Source organism: Streptomyces sp. NBC_00209 (assembly GCF_045206345.1).
In the GTDB taxonomy this organism is placed as follows: Bacteria; Actinomycetota; Actinomycetes; order Streptomycetales; family Streptomycetaceae; genus Streptomyces.
In genome coordinates this window covers 5,877,074-5,893,677 of the sequence record NZ_CP108121.1, presented here as the reverse complement: position 1 = coordinate 5,893,677, position 16,604 = coordinate 5,877,074, and the positions used below count along the sequence as shown (strand labels likewise).

At 70.4% G+C, this 16,604-nt stretch carries 12 protein-coding genes; 6 read left to right on the top strand and 6 right to left on the bottom strand.

The annotated features are described in order from the left end of the window. Positions 1-8 precede the first annotated feature (8 nt). Complete coding sequence (locus OG867_RS26780) at positions 9-680, top strand: response regulator transcription factor (RefSeq protein ID WP_018103734.1); 672 nt, start codon at positions 9-11, stop codon at positions 678-680. A 21-nt stretch (positions 681-701) separates the two neighbouring features. On the opposite strand, the gene OG867_RS26775 is transcribed toward OG867_RS26780, so the two are convergent. The 3 genes from OG867_RS26775 to metH all read right to left on the bottom strand — a co-directional run bounded on the left by OG867_RS26775 (position 702) and on the right by metH (position 6,788). Continuing rightward, positions 702-2,306, bottom strand: coding sequence for an ABC transporter substrate-binding protein (locus tag OG867_RS26775; RefSeq protein ID WP_406289126.1), 1,605 nt, complete (start codon positions 2,304-2,306; stop codon positions 702-704). A gap of 157 nt (positions 2,307-2,463) precedes the next feature. Continuing rightward, a complete protein-coding gene (locus tag OG867_RS26770) occupies positions 2,464-3,156 on the bottom strand; it encodes an HAD family phosphatase (protein WP_018103732.1) in 693 nt (230 codons plus the stop codon). A 119-nt stretch (positions 3,157-3,275) separates the two neighbouring features. Beyond that, positions 3,276-6,788 (bottom strand): methionine synthase, encoded by a 3,513-nt coding sequence (gene metH / locus OG867_RS26765; protein ID WP_328899382.1) that lies wholly within the window; start codon positions 6,786-6,788, stop codon positions 3,276-3,278. 238 nt (positions 6,789-7,026) lie between these two features. On the opposite strand from metH, the gene OG867_RS26760 reads away from it, so the two are divergent. The 5 genes from OG867_RS26760 to OG867_RS26740 all read left to right on the top strand — a co-directional run bounded on the left by OG867_RS26760 (position 7,027) and on the right by OG867_RS26740 (position 12,821). After that, positions 7,027-7,791 carry an IclR family transcriptional regulator gene (locus tag OG867_RS26760; RefSeq protein ID WP_406291182.1) on the top strand — a complete coding sequence of 255 codons (765 nt, stop codon included), beginning with the start codon at positions 7,027-7,029 and terminating at the stop codon, positions 7,789-7,791. Between the two features lie 240 nt (positions 7,792-8,031). Further along, positions 8,032-8,823: an MIP/aquaporin family protein gene (locus tag OG867_RS26755; protein ID WP_328899383.1), complete on the top strand. Its 792-nt coding sequence runs from the start codon at positions 8,032-8,034 to the stop codon at positions 8,821-8,823. Between the two features lie 42 nt (positions 8,824-8,865). Further along, positions 8,866-10,407 carry a glycerol kinase GlpK gene (gene glpK, locus OG867_RS26750; RefSeq protein ID WP_328899384.1) on the top strand — a complete coding sequence of 514 codons (1,542 nt, stop codon included), beginning with the start codon at positions 8,866-8,868 and terminating at the stop codon, positions 10,405-10,407. Positions 10,408-10,412: 5 nt separating this feature from the next. Next, positions 10,413-12,026: a glycerol-3-phosphate dehydrogenase/oxidase gene (locus OG867_RS26745; RefSeq protein WP_328899385.1), complete on the top strand. Its 1,614-nt coding sequence runs from the start codon at positions 10,413-10,415 to the stop codon at positions 12,024-12,026. Positions 12,027-12,149: 123 nt separating this feature from the next. Next, positions 12,150-12,821 carry a FadR/GntR family transcriptional regulator gene (locus tag OG867_RS26740; protein WP_328899386.1) on the top strand — a complete coding sequence of 224 codons (672 nt, stop codon included), beginning with the start codon at positions 12,150-12,152 and terminating at the stop codon, positions 12,819-12,821. A 131-nt stretch (positions 12,822-12,952) separates the two neighbouring features. On the opposite strand, the gene OG867_RS26735 is transcribed toward OG867_RS26740, so the two are convergent. Genes OG867_RS26735 through OG867_RS26725 form a run of 3 tightly spaced genes read right to left on the bottom strand, consistent with a single transcriptional unit; the run spans position 12,953 to position 16,562 of the window. After that, positions 12,953-14,005: an ABC transporter permease gene (locus OG867_RS26735; protein WP_328899387.1), complete on the bottom strand. Its 1,053-nt coding sequence runs from the start codon at positions 14,003-14,005 to the stop codon at positions 12,953-12,955. Further along, positions 14,002-15,519, bottom strand: coding sequence for a sugar ABC transporter ATP-binding protein (locus OG867_RS26730; RefSeq protein WP_328899388.1), 1,518 nt, complete (start codon positions 15,517-15,519; stop codon positions 14,002-14,004). Before OG867_RS26730 ends, OG867_RS26735 begins: the two co-directional genes overlap by 4 nt. Before the next feature lie 2 nt (positions 15,520-15,521). Next, positions 15,522-16,562: a sugar ABC transporter substrate-binding protein gene (locus tag OG867_RS26725; RefSeq protein ID WP_406289120.1), complete on the bottom strand. Its 1,041-nt coding sequence runs from the start codon at positions 16,560-16,562 to the stop codon at positions 15,522-15,524. Between the last annotated feature and the right edge of the window lie 42 nt (positions 16,563-16,604).

The window sequence follows — 16,604 nt, the reverse complement described above, 5'->3', positions numbered from 1 at the left end:
GAGATCTGGTGGCTATCCGCGTCCTTCTGGTCGATGACCAACCGCTGCTGCGCACGGGCTTCCGGATGATTCTGGAGGCCGAGGGCGATCTGGCGGTGGTGGGCGAGGCCGGTGACGGCCTCCAGGCTCTCGACCAGGTGCGCGCGCTCCAGCCCGATGTGGTGCTGATGGACATCCGGATGCCGCGGATGGACGGGGTCGAGGCGACCCGGCAGATCACCGGTCCGGGCCGGGACGGTCCGGCGAAGGTGCTGGTGCTGACCACGTTCGATCTGGACGAGTACGTGGTGGAGGCGCTGCGGGCCGGGGCGAGCGGCTTCCTGCTGAAGGACGCGCCGGCCGATGAGCTGGTGCAGGCGATCCGGGTGGTGGCGGGCGGTGAGGCGATGCTCGCCCCGAGCGTGACGCGCCGGCTGCTCGACAAGTACGCGGACCATCTGCCGTCGGGCGAGGAGCCCGTGCCGGACACGCTGCACACGCTGACGGACCGCGAGGTCGAGGTGCTGAAGCTGGTGGCGCGCGGCCTGTCGAACGCGGAGATCGCCGCCGACCTGTTCGTCAGCGAGACGACGGTGAAGACCCATGTGGGCCATGTGCTGACGAAGCTGGGCCTGCGCGACCGGGTCCAGGCCGCGGTGTACGCCTACGAGAGCGGCCTGGTGCGCCCCGGCGCGCAGTGACACCGGGGCGCGGCGGGGTGCTCAGTCCGTGCCCCGTCCCAGTTCCCAGAGGTGGAGGTCGGCGCCCGAGTCGACCGCCCATTCGACGCCGCTCAGGTCCTCGCGGGAGGCGACGTACTGCTTGCCCTGCCAGAGCGGGAGGACGGGCACGTCCCGGGCGACGATGTCCTGGAGCCGTTCGAAGGCGGGCGCGGCGGCGCCCCGGTCGGCCTGCCGGCGGGAGTGCGCGATGAGCTCGCGGGCCTCGGTGGAGGTGTAGGGCGAGCCGAGGAAGTTGTCCGGGCCGAGGAAGGGCGCCGTGTAGTTGTCGGGGTCCGGGAAGTCGGGGAACCAGCCCATGCCGTAGGCGGCGTAGTCGCCGCGGAGTTCGGCGGGGCGGTAGCGGCTCCACGGGGCGCCCTCGACGGTGATGTCGAAGAGCCCGGTGTCGTTGAGCTGCTTCTTCAGCGCCTGGAACTCGGTGGCGGTGTCCCGGCCGTAGTGGTCGTCGGTGTAGTGCAGCGTGAAGCGCACCGGGGTGCGGATCCCGGCCTTCTTGAGAAGGGTGGCGGCCTTGGCGGCGCTGGGTTCGCCATAGGTGCTGTAGAACGCGTTGTCGTGGGCGGTGATCCCGCTCGGGATGAGTGAGTACAGCGGTTCGACGGTGGTGCCGTAGACCTCGCTCGCGATCCTGCCCCGGTCGACCACCTGGGCGATGGCCTGGCGGACGGCCTTGTTCCGGAGGGCGGGTTCCTCGGTGTCGAAGCCGAGGTAGCTGATGGCGAGTCCGGGCATCTCGGTGAGCCGGACGCCGTCCTCGGGCTTGGCCAGCATGCGCTGGGCCTGCCCGGTGGAGAGGGTGCGCGCCATCATGTCGATCTTCTCGGCGTCGAACGCCTTGCCCATGGCGGTGGCGTCGGGAAAGAGATCGAGTTCGACGGATCCGCTCCGCACCTCGTAGCTCCCCCGGTAATGGGGATTCCTGGTGAAGGAGATTTTCACAACCCGCCCGGATTTCACTTCGGGTTTCATGGTGTACGGCCCCGAGCCGTCCACCTGGAATCCGCTGCGGGCGGAATTCGCGGGGTACTCATCGCGCGGGACGATTCCGGCAGGCGGGGTGGCGAGCTTGTACGGGAAGGTGGCGTCGGGCGTCTTGAGGTGGAAGACGACCTCGCGGGTGCCGCTGGTCTCGACGGTGTCGATGTTGTCGAGGAGGGCGGCCGGCCCGTTCGCGGACTTGATGCGCCGCACCCGGTCGAGGGAGTACTTGACGTCGTCGGCGGTGACGGGGGTGCCGTCGGCGAAGGTGAGCCCGGCGCGCAGCCGGCAGCGGTAGCTCTCGCTCTCCCGGTCGGTGAAGGCGCAGCTCTCGGCCGCTTCGGGGACCGGGGGGCCGCCGCCGCGCGGGGTGGCCATGAGGGTCTGCACGGTCTGCCGCAGGACGTTCCAGACGCCCGCCTCGTAGCCGACGGCCGGGTCGAGCGGGGCGCGGGCGCCGGCGGATGCGGCGATCCGGTCCGTGGTGCCGACGACGACGGAGCCGGTGCCGCTCCCGGTGGTGCCGCCGCCCGCCGTACCGCAGCCGGCGAGCACGGGCGCCAGAATGCCCGCGACGGCCGGCAGCACCAGGGTCTTGCGTTTCATGGTTGGCCGTTCTCCCTCATCGGTTCAGGGAGAAATACATTAGCGGGCCCGTTCCGGAATACCGGACGGGGGTTGTGCGCGGAATTCTTTCGCACGGCCACCGCGGGAGCTTTTCCCTTCATTCACAGGAATACTCTCGGTGCCCGCACCGGCGCATTCAGTTGATGAGGCTCCGGAGGAATGTGAGATTCACTTCTTCCAGCGATCCCACGACCACCCGGCCCTCGGCGGGCGCGATCGGGGAGACCGACGGCACGGCGACCACCCGGCAGCCGGCGGCCTCGGCGGCGGCCACCCCGGTCGCGGTGTCCTCGATGACGGCGCACAGCCGGGGGTCGGCGCCGAAGCCGCGCGCGGCGGTGAGGTAGGGCTCGGGGTGCGGCTTGGTGCGGGTGACCTCGTCGCCGGCGACGGTGAGCGCGAAGTGGTGGTGGCCCACCGAGTCCAGGACCCGGTCGATGATGCGGCGGTGCGAGGCGGAGACGAGGGCGGTGGGGATCTCGTGCCGGCGCAGTTCGGCGAGGAGGCGGGCGGCGCCGGGCATCAGCGGCACCCCGTTGCCGATGCGCTTCTCGAACCGGTCGTTGAGCAGTACGGCGGCCTCTTCGAGGGTGATGTCCGCGCCGGTCGCCTCGATGAGGTAGCCGGTACTGCGGGACATGGGCCCCCCGACGACCACGTCGCGCCACGCCTCGTCCAGCCGGTGGCCGAGGCCGGCGAAGACCTCGACCTCGACGTCCCACCAGAAGCCCTCGGTGTCGACCAGGGTGCCGTCCATGTCGAGAAAGACGGCCTGAAGGGCAGCGCCCTCCGCCGTGCGGGTCAGGGACGCGGGAACCGTACTGGTCATCCGGCACACCTTCCATGAGGGACGAGAAGGCCGGCCACCCGTCCCGGAGGATGGGCGACCGGCCTGCGCTGGACCGACCAGTCTACGACGTGATCGGCTACGACGCGTCGAACGGAGTCTTACCGCGCGTTGAAGTACTTCGCCTCGGGGTGGTGGATGACGATCGCGTCGGTCGACTGCTCGGGGTGCAGCTGGAACTCCTCGGAGAGGTGGACGCCGATCCGCTCCGGCTGGAGCAGGTCCGCGATCTTGGCGCGGTCCTCCAGGTCCGGGCAGGCGCCGTAACCGAGCGAGAAGCGCGCGCCCCGGTACTTCAGGGCGAACATGTCCTCGACCTCCGCCGGGTCCTCCCCCGCGAAGCCGAGCTCCGAGCGGACCCGGGCGTGCCAGTACTCGGCCAGGGCCTCGGCGAGCTGGACGGAGAGGCCGTGCAGCTCCAGGTAGTCGCGGTAGGCGTTGGCCTCGAAGAGCTTGGCGGTCTCGCCGCCGATCTTTGAACCGACGGTGACGACCTGGAGGCCGATGACGTCCGTCTCGCCGGACTCCTCGGGCCGGAAGAAGTCCGCCAGGCACAGGCGGCGGCCGCGGCGCTGGCGCGGGAAGGTGAAGCGGGTGCGCTCGGAGCCGTCCTCGTGGAGCAGGATCAGGTCGTCGCCCTTGGAGACGCAGGGGTAGTACCCGTAGACGACGGCCGCTTCGAGCAGGTTGTCCGTCTGGAGCCGGTCGAGGAGGCCGCGCAGCCGCGGGCGACCCTCGCTCTCGGCGAGTTCCTCGTACGTGGGTCCGTCACCGGCCCTCGCCTGCTTCAGGCCCCACTGCCCCTTGAAGAGGGCGCCCTCGTCCAGCCAGGAGGCGTACTCCTTGAGCTGGATGCCCTTGACGACCCGGCTGCCCCAGAACGGCGGGGCGGGGACCGGGTTGGTGACGGAGACGTCGGAGCGGACGCCCTCCTCCGGCTCGTTCACTTCCAGGACGGCGGTGTCGCGCTTGGGGACGCGGCGCTGCTTCAGCTCGGGCAGGGTGGCGCCGGGGACGCCGCGCTTGACGGCGATCAGCGCGTCCATGAGGCGCAGGCCCTCGAAGGCGTCGCGCGCGTAGCGCACCTCGCCCTCGTAGATCTCGTGGAGGTCCTGCTCGACGTAGGCGCGGGTGAGGGCGGCGCCGCCGAGGATGACCGGGTAGTCGGCGGCCAGCTTGCGCTGGTTCAGCTCCTCCAGGTTCTCCTTCATGATCACCGTGGACTTGACGAGGAGGCCGGACATCCCGATGACGTCCGCCTTGTGCTCCTCGGCGGCCTCCAGGATCGCGGAGACGGGCTGCTTGATGCCGATGTTGACGACGTTGAACCCGTTGTTGGAGAGGATGATGTCGACCAGGTTCTTGCCGATGTCGTGGACGTCGCCGCGGACGGTGGCCAGCACGATCGTGCCCTTGCCCTCGGCGTCCGACTTCTCCATGTGCGGTTCGAGGTAGGCGACCGCGCTCTTCATGACCTCGGCGGACTGGAGGACGAACGGCAGTTGCATCTGGCCGGAGCCGAAGAGCTCGCCGACGACCTTCATGCCCTCCAGGAGGGTGTTGTTGACGATGTCGAGCGCGGGCGTGTCCTTCAGCGCCTCGGCGAGATCATCCTCCAGGCCGTTCTTCTCGCCGTCGATGATGCGGCGCTTGAGGCGCTCGTCCAGCGGCAGGGCGGCCAGCTCCTCGGCCCTGCCCTCCTTCATCGACTTCATGTTGACGCCCTCGAAGAGCTCCATGAGCCTCTGAAGGGGGTCGTAGCCCTCGGCACGCCGGTCGTGGATCAGGTCGAGCGCGACCTTGACCTGCTCCTCCTCAAGCCGCGCGATCGGAAGGATCTTCGACGCGTGCACGATCGCCGAATCCAGACCCGCCTTCACGCACTCGTCCAGGAAGACCGAGTTCAGCACCACACGGGCGGCCGGGTTCAGGCCGAACGAGATGTTCGACAGGCCGAGCGTCGTCTGCACGTCCGGGTGGCGCTTCTTCAGCTCGCGAATCGCCCCGATAGTGGCGATCCCGTCCTTGCGGGACTCCTCCTGACCCGTGCAGATGGTGAACGTCAGGGTGTCGATGAGAATGTCCGACTCATGGATGCCCCAGGTGCCCGTCAGGTCCGCGATCAGACGCTCGGCGATGGCCACCTTGTGCTCGACGGTACGGGCCTGGCCCTCCTCGTCGATGGTCAGCGCGATCAGCGCGGCCCCGTGCTCCGCGGCCAGCTGGGTGACCTTCGCGAAGCGCGACTCGGGGCCGTCCCCGTCCTCGTAGTTGACCGAGTTGAGGACCGCGCGGCCGCCCAGCTTCTCCAGGCCCGCCCGGAGCACGGGCAGCTCCGTGGAGTCCAGCACGATCGGCAGGGTGGAGGCGGTGGCGAACCGGCCGGCCAGCTCGTCCATGTCGGTGACCCCGTCGCGGCCCACGTAGTCCACGCACAGGTCGAGCATGTGCGCGCCCTCGCGGATCTGGTCGCGGGCCATCTCGACGCAGTCGTCCCAGCGGCCTTCGAGCATGGCCTCCCGGAACTTCTTCGACCCGTTGGCGTTCGTACGCTCACCGATCGCCAGGTACGCCGTGTCCTGGCGGAACGGAATGGTCTGGTAGAGCGAGGCGGCACCGGGCTCCGGGCGCGGGTTCCGGGCGCCCGGGACCGTGCCCCGTACGCGCTCGACCACCTGGCGCAGGTGCTCCGGGGTCGTGCCGCAGCAGCCGCCGACCAGCGAGAGGCCGTACTCCTGGACGAAGGTCTCCTGCGCGTCGGCCAGCCCCTCGGCGTCGAGCGGGAAGTGCGCGCCGTCCTTGGTGAGGACCGGCAGTCCGGCGTTGGGCATGCAGAGCAGCGGGATGCGGGAGTGCCGGGTCAGGTAGCGCAGGTGCTCGCTCATCTCGGCCGGGCCGGTCGAGCAGTTCAGGCCGATCATGTCGATGCCGAGGGGTTCCAGGGCGGTCAGGGCCGCGCCGATCTCGGAGCCCAGGAGCATGGTGCCGGTCGTCTCGAAGGCCAGGGAGCACAGCAGCGGGAGGTCGCTGCCGAGGGCGTCGAGGGCGCGGCGGGCGCCGAGGACGGCGGCCTTGGTCTGGAGGAGGTCCTGCGTCGTCTCCACGATCAGCGCGTCGGCGCCGCCGGCGATCAGGCCCTCGGCGTTCGCCTGGAAGCCGTCGCGGACGGTGGCGTACGCGATGTGGCCGAGGGTGGGCAGCTTGGTGCCGGGGCCCATGGAGCCGAGGACCCAGCGCTGCTCGCCGGTGGAGGCGGTGTACGCGTCGGCGACCTCGCGGGCGATGCGCGCGCCGGACTCGGACAGTTCGTGGACCCGCTCGGGAATGTCGTACTCGCCGAGCGCCGCCGTGTTGGCACCGAAGGTGTTGGTCTCGACGCAGTCGACGCCGACGGCGAAGTACGCCTCGTGCACGGAGCGCACGATGTCCGGCCGGGTGAGGTTCAGGATCTCGTTGCAGCCTTCGAGGTTCTCGAAGTCCGCGAGCGTGGGGTCCTGGGCCTGGAGCATGGTGCCCATGGCACCGTCGGCCACCACCACGCGGGTGGCGAGCGCCTCACGGAGGGCTGCGGATCGGTTCCGGCTGTCGGCGGAAGGGGTCGGCGACGAGGCCATGGATGTACTCCCTGGGATGCGACGGCTGTCGGCTTTGCGTCTTCGGCGGAAGGCGCACCCGGCCAGGGTAGCCGGGCCGCGACCTGGGCCGTCACTCTGTCCCACGAGCCGGACGGCATCCTGATGACGGGGGTTTCCGGTGTCGCGGGGTGCTGCGGACTTCCCCCGCGGTCGAGCATGGGTCGGCATCGACCGATAGTGTTCAGCATTGTCGAACAAGGTGGAGGAGTACGGCGCGATGGCCAAGAACATCCAGTCGCTGGAGCGGGCGGCCGCGATGCTGCGTCTGCTGGGAGGCGGGGAGCGGCGGCTGGGGCTGTCCGACATCGCCTCCTCACTGGGCCTGGCCAAGGGCACCGCACACGGCATCCTGCGCACCCTCCAGCACGAGGGCTTCGTGGAGCAGGACGCCGCCTCCGGCCGCTACCAGCTGGGCGCGGAGCTGCTGCGCCTGGGCAACAGCTACCTCGACGTGCACGAGCTGCGGGCCCGGGCCCTGGTCTGGACGGACGACCTGGCCCGGTCCAGCGGCGAGAGCGTCCATCTGGGCGTACTGCACCAGCAGGGCGTCCTCATCGTCCACCACGTCTTCCGGCCCGACGACAGCCGCCAGGTGCTTGAGGTGGGCGCCATGCAGCCGCTGCACTCCACGGCCCTGGGCAAGGTGCTGGCCGCGTACGACCCGGTGGCGCACACCGAGGCCATGGAGGCCGAGCGGCAGCTGTTCACGCCCCGGACGGTGACCGGCGCCGAGGAGTTCGAGGCGGTGCTCGACGTCGTACGGGCGCGGGGCTGGGGGTCCGACGTGGAGGAGACCTGGGAGGGCGTGTCCGCGGTGGCCGCGCCGATCCACGACCGGCGCCGGATGCCGGTGGGGGCCATAGCCGTCACGGGAGCGGTGGAGCGCGTCTGCAAGGACGGCGAGCTGCGCCCGGAGCTGGTCGCGGCGGTCCGCGACTGCGCCCGCGCGGTCTCGCGGGACCTGGGCGCCCGTCGGTTCTGAGCCGCCCGCGTACCCGGCCGGCTTCCCTCGTAACGATCGACTCGTACGTCACATCCCTCTTGACGCTGCCTTCACCTGGGAGAAACACTGCCGTTCATCGGTCGGCATTGTCGAACACTTAACGGATATTCGCGTTAGGGTGTGACGGTGCCTAGGGCCGGCCAAGCCCTCACACGAGGGCGCGGACCACCGGAGGGACCCGGGGTTCGGCTTCCTGGACGAAGGACAAAGGAGTCGCGGGTGTCCAGCTCCGACATCTTCATCGGCGAGACCATCGGTACCGCCGTACTCATCCTGCTCGGCGGCGGTGTCTGTGCCGCCGTCACGCTCAAGCACTCGAAGGCGCAGAACGCCGGCTGGGTCGCCATCACCTTCGGGTGGGGCTTCGCGGTACTGACCGGCGCGTATATCGCCGGCGGCGTGTCGGGAGCGCATCTCAACCCGGCCGTCACCATCGGCCTGGCCATCGAGGGCGGCACCAAGTGGAGCGACGTACCGCTCTACCTGGCCTCCGAACTCTTCGGCGCGATGATCGGCGCGGTGCTGGTCTGGCTGACCTACTACGGGCAGTTCCGGGCGCACCTGACCGATCCGGAGATCCTGCGCGCCCATTCGGGTGAGGAGGGCATGGTCGACCAGGCCGCCGCCCCCAAGGCGGGACCGGTCCTGGGTGTCTTCTCGACGGGCCCCGAGATCCGCAACGCCGTGCAGAACGTCCTCACCGAGGTCATCGCCACGGTCGTGCTGGTCCTCGCCATCCTCACCCAGGGCCTCAACGACGACGGCAACGGGCTCGGCGCGCTGGGCGCGCTGATCACCGCGCTGGTCGTCGTCGGCATCGGCCTGTCGCTCGGCGGGCCGACGGGCTACGCGATCAACCCGGTCCGCGACCTCGGTCCGCGTATCGTGCACGCGCTGCTTCCGCTGCCGAACAAGGGCGGCTCCGACTGGGGCTACGCGTGGGTCCCCGTCGTCGGCCCGCTGATCGGCGGCGCACTCGCGGGCGGCCTCTACAACCTCGCGTTCGCCTGACCCGCCCTCACACCACACCGCACAGACCTCCGGGAGCACACCGTGACCGACGCACACACCACCGGCAGCCACGGCACAGGGCCGTTCATCGCGGCCATCGACCAAGGCACGACCTCCAGCCGCTGCATCGTCTTCGACAAGGACGGGCGGATCGTCTCCGTCGACCAGAAGGAGCACGAGCAGATCTTTCCCAAGCCGGGCTGGGTCGAACACAACGCGACCGAGATCTGGGAGAACGTCCAGGAAGTCGTCGCCGGGGCGATCTCCAAGGCGGGCATCACCGCCGCCGACGTGAAGGCGATCGGCATCACCAACCAGCGCGAGACCACCCTGCTGTGGGACAAGCACACCGGTGAGCCCGTCCACAACGCCATCGTCTGGCAGGACACCCGCACGGACGCGCTCTGCAAGGAGCTCGGGCGCAACGTCGGCGCGGACCGCTTCCGCCGCGAGACCGGGCTGCCGCTCTCCTCGTACTTCGCCGGACCCAAGGCGCGCTGGCTGCTCGACCACGTCGACGGGCTGCGCGAGCGGGCCGAGCGCGGCGACATCCTCTTCGGCACCATGGACTCCTGGGTCATCTGGAACCTGACCGGCGGCACCGACGGCGGCGTCCACGTCACCGACGTCACCAACGCCTCGCGGACGCTCCTGATGAACCTGCACACCATGCAGTGGGACGAGAAGATCTGCTCCTCCATCGGCGTGCCCATGGCCGTGCTGCCCGAGATCCGGTCCTCCTCCGAGGTCTACGGCACCACCCAGGGCGGCGTGCTCGACGGGGTGCCGGTGGCCTCCGCGCTGGGCGACCAGCAGGCGGCGCTGTTCGGCCAGACCTGCTTCGCCGAGGGCGAGGCCAAGTCCACGTACGGCACCGGCACCTTCATGCTGATCAACACCGGTGACACGCCCGTCAACTCGTACAACGGGCTGCTGACGACGGTCGGCTACCGGATCGGCGACCAGAAGGCGGTGTACGCCCTGGAGGGGTCGATCGCCGTCACCGGTTCGCTGGTGCAGTGGATGCGCGACCAGATGGGGCTGATCCAGTCCGCCGCCGAGATCGAGACCCTGGCCTCCTCGGTGGAGGACAACGGGGGCGCGTACTTCGTGCCCGCGTTCTCCGGCCTGTTCGCCCCGTACTGGCGCCCCGACGCCCGCGGTGTCATCGCCGGTCTCACCCGCTACGTCACCAAGGCGCACATCGCCCGTGCCGTCCTTGAGGCCACCGCCTGGCAGACGCGTGAGATCAGCGACGCCATGACCAAGGACTCCGGCGTCGAGCTGACGGCGCTCAAGGTCGACGGCGGCATGACCTCCAACAACCTGCTGATGCAGACGCTCGCCGACTTCCTGGACGCGCCCGTGGTGCGGCCGATGGTCGCCGAGACCACCTGCCTCGGCGCCGCCTACGCCGCCGGCCTGGCCGTCGGCTTCTGGCCGGACACCGACGCGCTGCGCGCCAACTGGCGCCGGGCCGCCGAGTGGACCCCCCGCATGGACGCGGACACCCGCGCCCGCGAGTACAAGAGCTGGCTCAAGGCCGTGGAACGCACCATGGGCTGGCTCGACGACGAGGAGTAGAGAACATGACCACCCTGCAGAGCGTCCCCGCACTCGGGACGCATCCGGCCTCCGGCTCCCTTCCGAGCCGCGCCGAGACCCGGGAGCAGCTCTCCAAGGCGACGTACGACCTCCTGGTGATCGGCGGCGGCATCCTGGGCATCTCCACCGCCTGGCACGCCGCGCAGTCCGGACTGCGGGTGGCCCTGGTGGACGCCGGTGACTTCGCCGGCGCCACCTCCTCCGCCTCCTCCAAGCTGCTGCACGGCGGTCTGCGCTACCTGCAGACCGGTGCGGTGAAGCTGGTGGCGGAGAACCACTTCGAGCGCCGTGCGGTCTCCCGCCAGGTCGCCCCGCACCTGGCCAACCCGCTCACCTTCTACCTGCCGGTCTACAAGGGCGGGCCGCACGGCGCGGCGAAGCTCGGCGCGGGCGTGTTCGCGTACTCGGCGCTGTCCGCCTTCGGCGACGGCGTCGGCCATGTGATCAGCCCGTCCCGGGCGGCGCGCGACGTGCCGGAGCTGCGTACGGAGAACCTCAAGGCCGTCGCGGTCTACGGCGACGACCAGATGAACGACGCGCGGATGGCGCTGATGACGGTCCGCGCGGCCGTCGACGCGGGCGCGGTGGTGCTGAACCACGCGGCGGTGACCGGACTCCGCTTCACCCGGGGCCGGGTGACGGGCGCGGAGCTGCGGGACTCCATGGACGGTACGGAGTTCGGGGTGACCGCCCGGCTGGTGCTGAACGCGACCGGGCCGTGGGTGGACCACCTGCGGAAGATGGAGGACCCGAACGCGGCGCCCTCCATACGCCTGTCCAAGGGCGCGCACCTGGTGCTGAAGCGGACCCGGCCGTGGAAGGCCGCGCTGGCCACGCCGATCGACAAGTACCGCATCACCTTCGCCCTGCCGTGGGAGGACATGCTGCTCCTCGGCACGACGGACGAGGAGTACGAGGGCGACCCGGCGGATGTCGCGGTGACCGAGAAGGACACCGCGCAGATCCTGGACGAGGCCGCGTTCTCGGTACGGGACCAGCAGCTCTCCCGGGACCTGATCACGTACTCCTTCGCCGGTCTTCGGGTGCTGCCGGGCGGTCCCGGCGACACCTCGAAGGCCAAGCGCGAGACGGTCGTCACGGAGGGCCGGGGCGGGATGCTGTCGGTGGCCGGCGGCAAGTGGACGACCTTCCGCCACATCGGCCGTACGGTGATGAACAAGCTCGCCGCGCTGCCGGGGCACCCGCTGGCGGAGGACATGGAGCCGATGGCCCGGCTGCCCAGGAAGCTGCCGCTGCCCGGGATCGCCTCCCCGAACGCGGTGGCGCGCCGGCTGCTGGTGGACGGCGGGACGCCCGGTCCCCGGATGGCCGCCGACACCGCCCGGCACCTGGCCACGCACTACGGTTCGCTCGCGTTCGACATCGCCCGGCTGGCCAACGAGAACCCGGCGCTGGCCGAGCGGATCCACCCGGACGCGCCGGAGGTCTGGGCGCAGGTCGCCTACGCCCGGGACCACGAGTGGGCCGAGACCGCGGACGACGTGCTGCGGCGGCGGACGACGCTGACGATCCGGGGTCTGGCGACGGACGAGGTCCGGGCCGGTGTGGAGAAGGTGCTCGGCGAGCGGCGCGGCTGAGCGGGGACGGGCCGGTGCGGCCGTCGGACCGGGAGTCGGTCCGACGGCCGCACCGGCCCTTGTCGTGGCCACCTGGTCGTGGCCGCATAATAGGGCGATACATCGGATGTCTGGAGGTCGCCCATGGCTGTCACCGACGAGGCCATCGAGAAGATCAAGGGAATGATCGTCTCGGGTGCGCTACGGCCCGGCGATCGTCTCCCCAAGGAGAGCGAACTCGCCTCGGAGCTGGGGCTTTCCCGGAACTCGCTGCGGGAGGCGGTGCGCGCCCTGTCGCTGATCCGCATTCTCGACGTCCGCCAGGGCGACGGCACGTATGTGACGAGCCTGGACCCGCAGCTGCTGCTCGAAGCGCTGAGCTTCGTCGTGGACTTCCACCGGGACGACACCGTGCTGGAGTTCCTGGCGGTGCGCCGGATCCTGGAGCCCGCCGCGACGGCCATGGCGGCGAGCCGGATCGGCGAGGAGCAACTGGACGCGCTGAGCGCGCAGCTCGACGCGCTGGGCGAGCATCCTTCGGTGGAGGAGCTGGTGGCCTGCGACCTGGACTTCCACCGGGGCATCGTCCAGGCGTCGGGCAACTCGGTGCTGTGCTCGCTGCTGGACGGGCTGTCGGGGCCGACGACGCGGGCGCGGGTGTGGCGCGGGCTGACGCAGGAGGACGCGGTGAGCCGGACGCTGCATGAGCATCGGGCGATTCTGTCGGCGTTGCGGGATGGGGACGCGGAGGCGGCTCGGGCGTGGGCCACGGTGCATGTGGCGAGCGTGGAGCAGTGGTTGCGGTCGACGCTGTGACCGTTTCGGGGCTCTGCCCCGGACCCCGCTCCTCAAGCGCCGAAGGGGCTGAGACGGCCCGCCCGGAGGGGCTTGAAAAGAAGCGCCGGACGGGCTGAAGGAGCCCGTCCGGCGATGGAGGACCAGAAGGTTCAGTCCTGCTTCTCGCCGCTCGCGAAGCGGGAGATGACCAGGGCGACGATGATGATCGCGCCGTTCAGGAACTGGTTCCAGAGGGCCGGGACGCCGCCCAGGGTCATGACGTTGACGACCAGTTGGAGCGTCAGTACGCCGGTGAGGGCGCCGAACAGCGTGCCGCGGCCGCCCTTGAGGCTGATGCCGCCGATCACCGCGGCGGCGAACACCTGGAAGATCCAGCCGTCGCCCTGGGTGGCGGCGACCGCCCCGTAGTGGCCGGTGTAGAGGATGCCGGCGAAGGCCGCGAGCAGGCCGCCGACGGCGAGGACGATCCAGGTGACCCTGTCGACGCGGATGCCGGCCGCGCGGGCCGCTTCCGGGTTGCCGCCGATCGCGTACAGCGCGCGTCCGTGGCGCAGCCAGGCGAGCGCGGCGCCGCCGGCCGCGAAGAGGACCAGGCAGATCCAGACGGCGGCCGGGACCCCGAACCACTCGCTCTTGCCGAGGTAGCGGAAGGACTCCGGCACATCGGTGATGGACTTGCCCTCGGTGATGCCGATGTGGAGGCCGCGCAGCATCGTGAGCATGCCGAGCGTGGCGATGAAGCCGTTGACCCGGAGCTTCAGCATCAGGAAGCCGTTGACGGCGCCGATCGCCAGGCCGACCAGCAGGCAGAGCGGGATCGCGGACCAGGCGGGAAGCAGCCCGAGGCCGGCGAAGCGGCCGCCGTCCGGGGGCAGCACCAGCCACATGGCGACGACCGGCGCGATGCCGATCGTGGACTCCAGCGAGAGGTCCATCCGGCCGCAGATGAGGATCAGCGCCTGGCCGAGGACGAGCAGGCTCAGCTCGGAGGACTGCTGGACGACGCTGATCAGGTTGTCGGAGGTGAGGAAGACCGGCGAGACGATGAAGCCGATCAGCATCAGCACCAGGATCACCGGCACCAGCGAGAAGTCGCTCCACCGGATCAGTTTGAGCCTGCTCAGCGGGGTGTTCCCGCCCGGGGAGCCCTTCAGCTCCGCGTCGAAGTCGTCGGCCGTGGACGGCCGTACCGTGCCGGTCATTCCCTCTCCCCCACACCTTCCATGGCGGCGACGAGTTCCCCGTCGGTCCACCCGCTGTCGAACGTTGCGACGACCCGCCCGTGGAAGAGGGCGAGGACCCGGTCGCAGACCCGCAGGTCGTCCAGTTCGTCCGAGACGACGACGGCCGCGTTGCCCGCGTCGGCGACCCGGCGTACGACTCCGAGGAGGGAGTCCTTGGACTTGACGTCCACGCCCGCCGTGGGCCGGACCGCCACGAGCACGCTGGGGTCGCGGGCCAGCGCGCGGGCGACGACGACCTTCTGCTGGTTGCCTCCGGAGAGCCCGGAGACGGGCTGTTCGGGGCCCTGGGTCTTGATGTCCAGCGAGTCGATCATGGACCGGGCGAACTGCCGCGTACGGGAGGGCAGGACGGTGCCCCAGGGGCCGAGCTGGTCGGCGACCGTCAGCGTGGCGTTCTCCGCGACGCTGCGCTCCAGGACGAGGCCCTGCTCGTGCCGGTCCTCCGGGATGTAGCCGATCCCGGCGGCCAGCGCGTCCGGCACGCTGCCCGCCCGTACGGCCCTGCCCCGCACCCGGACCGTGCCGCCGCCGGCCTTGCGCATCCCGGCCAGCACCTCGCCCACGGCGGTGTTGCCGCTGGCCGCCGCCCCGGCGAGGCCCAGCACCTCGCCGGGGCGCACCTGGAGGTCCAGGGGCTCGAACCGGCCCGGGAGGCTGAGCCGTTCGGTGCTCAGGACGGGTGCGGCGGACGGGTCGGGCGCCGCGTCACCGGCCGCGTGCCAGGCGGTGGCACCGGCCGCCCGCTCGCCGGTCATCGCGGCGACCAGGTCCTCCTTGGCGACCTCGGCGACGGGGGCGGTGAGGACGTGGCGGGCGTCACGGTAGACGGTGACCGCGGTGCACAGCTCGTACACCTCCTGGAGGTGGTGCGAGATGAAGAGGAACGCCACGCCCTGGGACTGGAGTTCACGGAGCTTGTCGAAGAGCCGCGCGATGCCCCGGGCGTCGAGCTGGGCGGTCGGCTCGTCCAGGACGATGAGCCGGGCGCCGAAGGACAGGGCGCGGGCGATCTCCACGAACTGCCGCTGCTCGACCGCGAGATCGCGGGCCCGGGTGTTCGGGTCGACCTCGACGCCGTACGCGGCGAGCAGCCGCTCGGCCCGTTTGCGCAGCCTGCCCCAGCTGATCCAGCGGGCGTTCTCCTCGAACCGGTTGAGGAAGAGGTTCTCGGCGACGGTGAGGTCGGGGACGACCATGGACTTCTGGTAGACGCAGGCGACCCTGGACTGCCAGGCCGTGGTGTCCCCGAAGGCGGGGGCGGGCTCGCCACCGAAGGTGACGGTGCCCGCGTCCGCCTTGTGGAGGCCGGTGAGGACGCCGACCAGGGTCGATTTGCCGGCGCCGTTGCGGCCGACGAGCGCGTGGGACTCGCCGGGCCGGACGGTCAGCTTCACCCCGTCGAGCGCGACGGTCGGTCCGAAGCGTTTGACGACGCCTTCCGCCTGTACGGCGGGAGGGAGTGCCTGGTCCATAACTAGCTCTTCTTCTCCAGCTGGTTGGCCCACAGCTTCGGGTCGTCCACGTTCTCCTTGGTCACCAGGGGTGCGGGGAGCTGGTCCTCGTAGCCGTTGGGGATCTTGATGATGGTGGAGTCGTGGTCCGTGGGGCCCTCCTTGAACGTCTTGCCGTCGAGGGCCGCCTTCGCGTAGTACAGCGCGTACTTCGCGTACAGGTCGGCGGGCTGGGAGATGGTGGCGTCGATCTTCCCGGCCCGGATGGCCTCGAACTCCTCGGGGATGCCGTCGTTGGAGATGATGGTGATGTGGCCGTCCGTGCCGGCGGGCTTGAGGAGCTTCTTCTGTTCCAGGAGCGCGAGGGTGGGCTGCAGGAAGACGCCGCCGGCCTGCATGTAGATGCCGTTGATGTCGGGGTGCGCGGCCAGCGTGGACTGGAGCTTCGCGGAGGCGACGTCGCCCTTCCAGTCGGTGGCCAGCTCGAAGACCTGGATGCCCGGGTAGTCCTTGTCCATGCACGCCTTGAACGCCTCGGAGCGGTCGCGGCCGTTGATGGAGGACAGGTCGCCCTGGAACTCGACGACCTTGCCCTTGCCCTTCAGCTGCTCGCCGAGGTACTTGCAGGCGTTGGTGCCGTACGCCTTGTTGTCGGCGCGCACCACCATGTAGATGTCGCCCTTGTCGGGGCGGGTGTCGACGCTGACGACGGGGATCTTCTTCTCGTTGAGCGTGTTGAGCGACTCGGCTATCGCGCCGGTGTCCTGCGGGGCCATCACGACGGCCTTGGCACCCTGGTCGGTGAAGGTCTGGACGTTGGCGACGAGCTTGCCGATGTCGTTCTGCGAGTTGGTCAGCGGGAGCGCGGAGACCTCGCCGTCCTTGACGCCCTTCTTGATGTAGTTCTGGTAGGAGTTCCAGAAGTCGCTGTCGCTGCGCGGCAGGTCGATGCCGACCTTGCCGCCGCCCGCCCCGTCGTCCGACGACTCGCGGTTGCAGCCCGCGAGGGCGGTGACGGCCAGCAGTACGGCACAGGCTGCCGCACTCGTCGTACGCACTCTCATTGGTGTCCCGTTCCTGTGTGGGGTCGCGGCTCGGACCCGGTG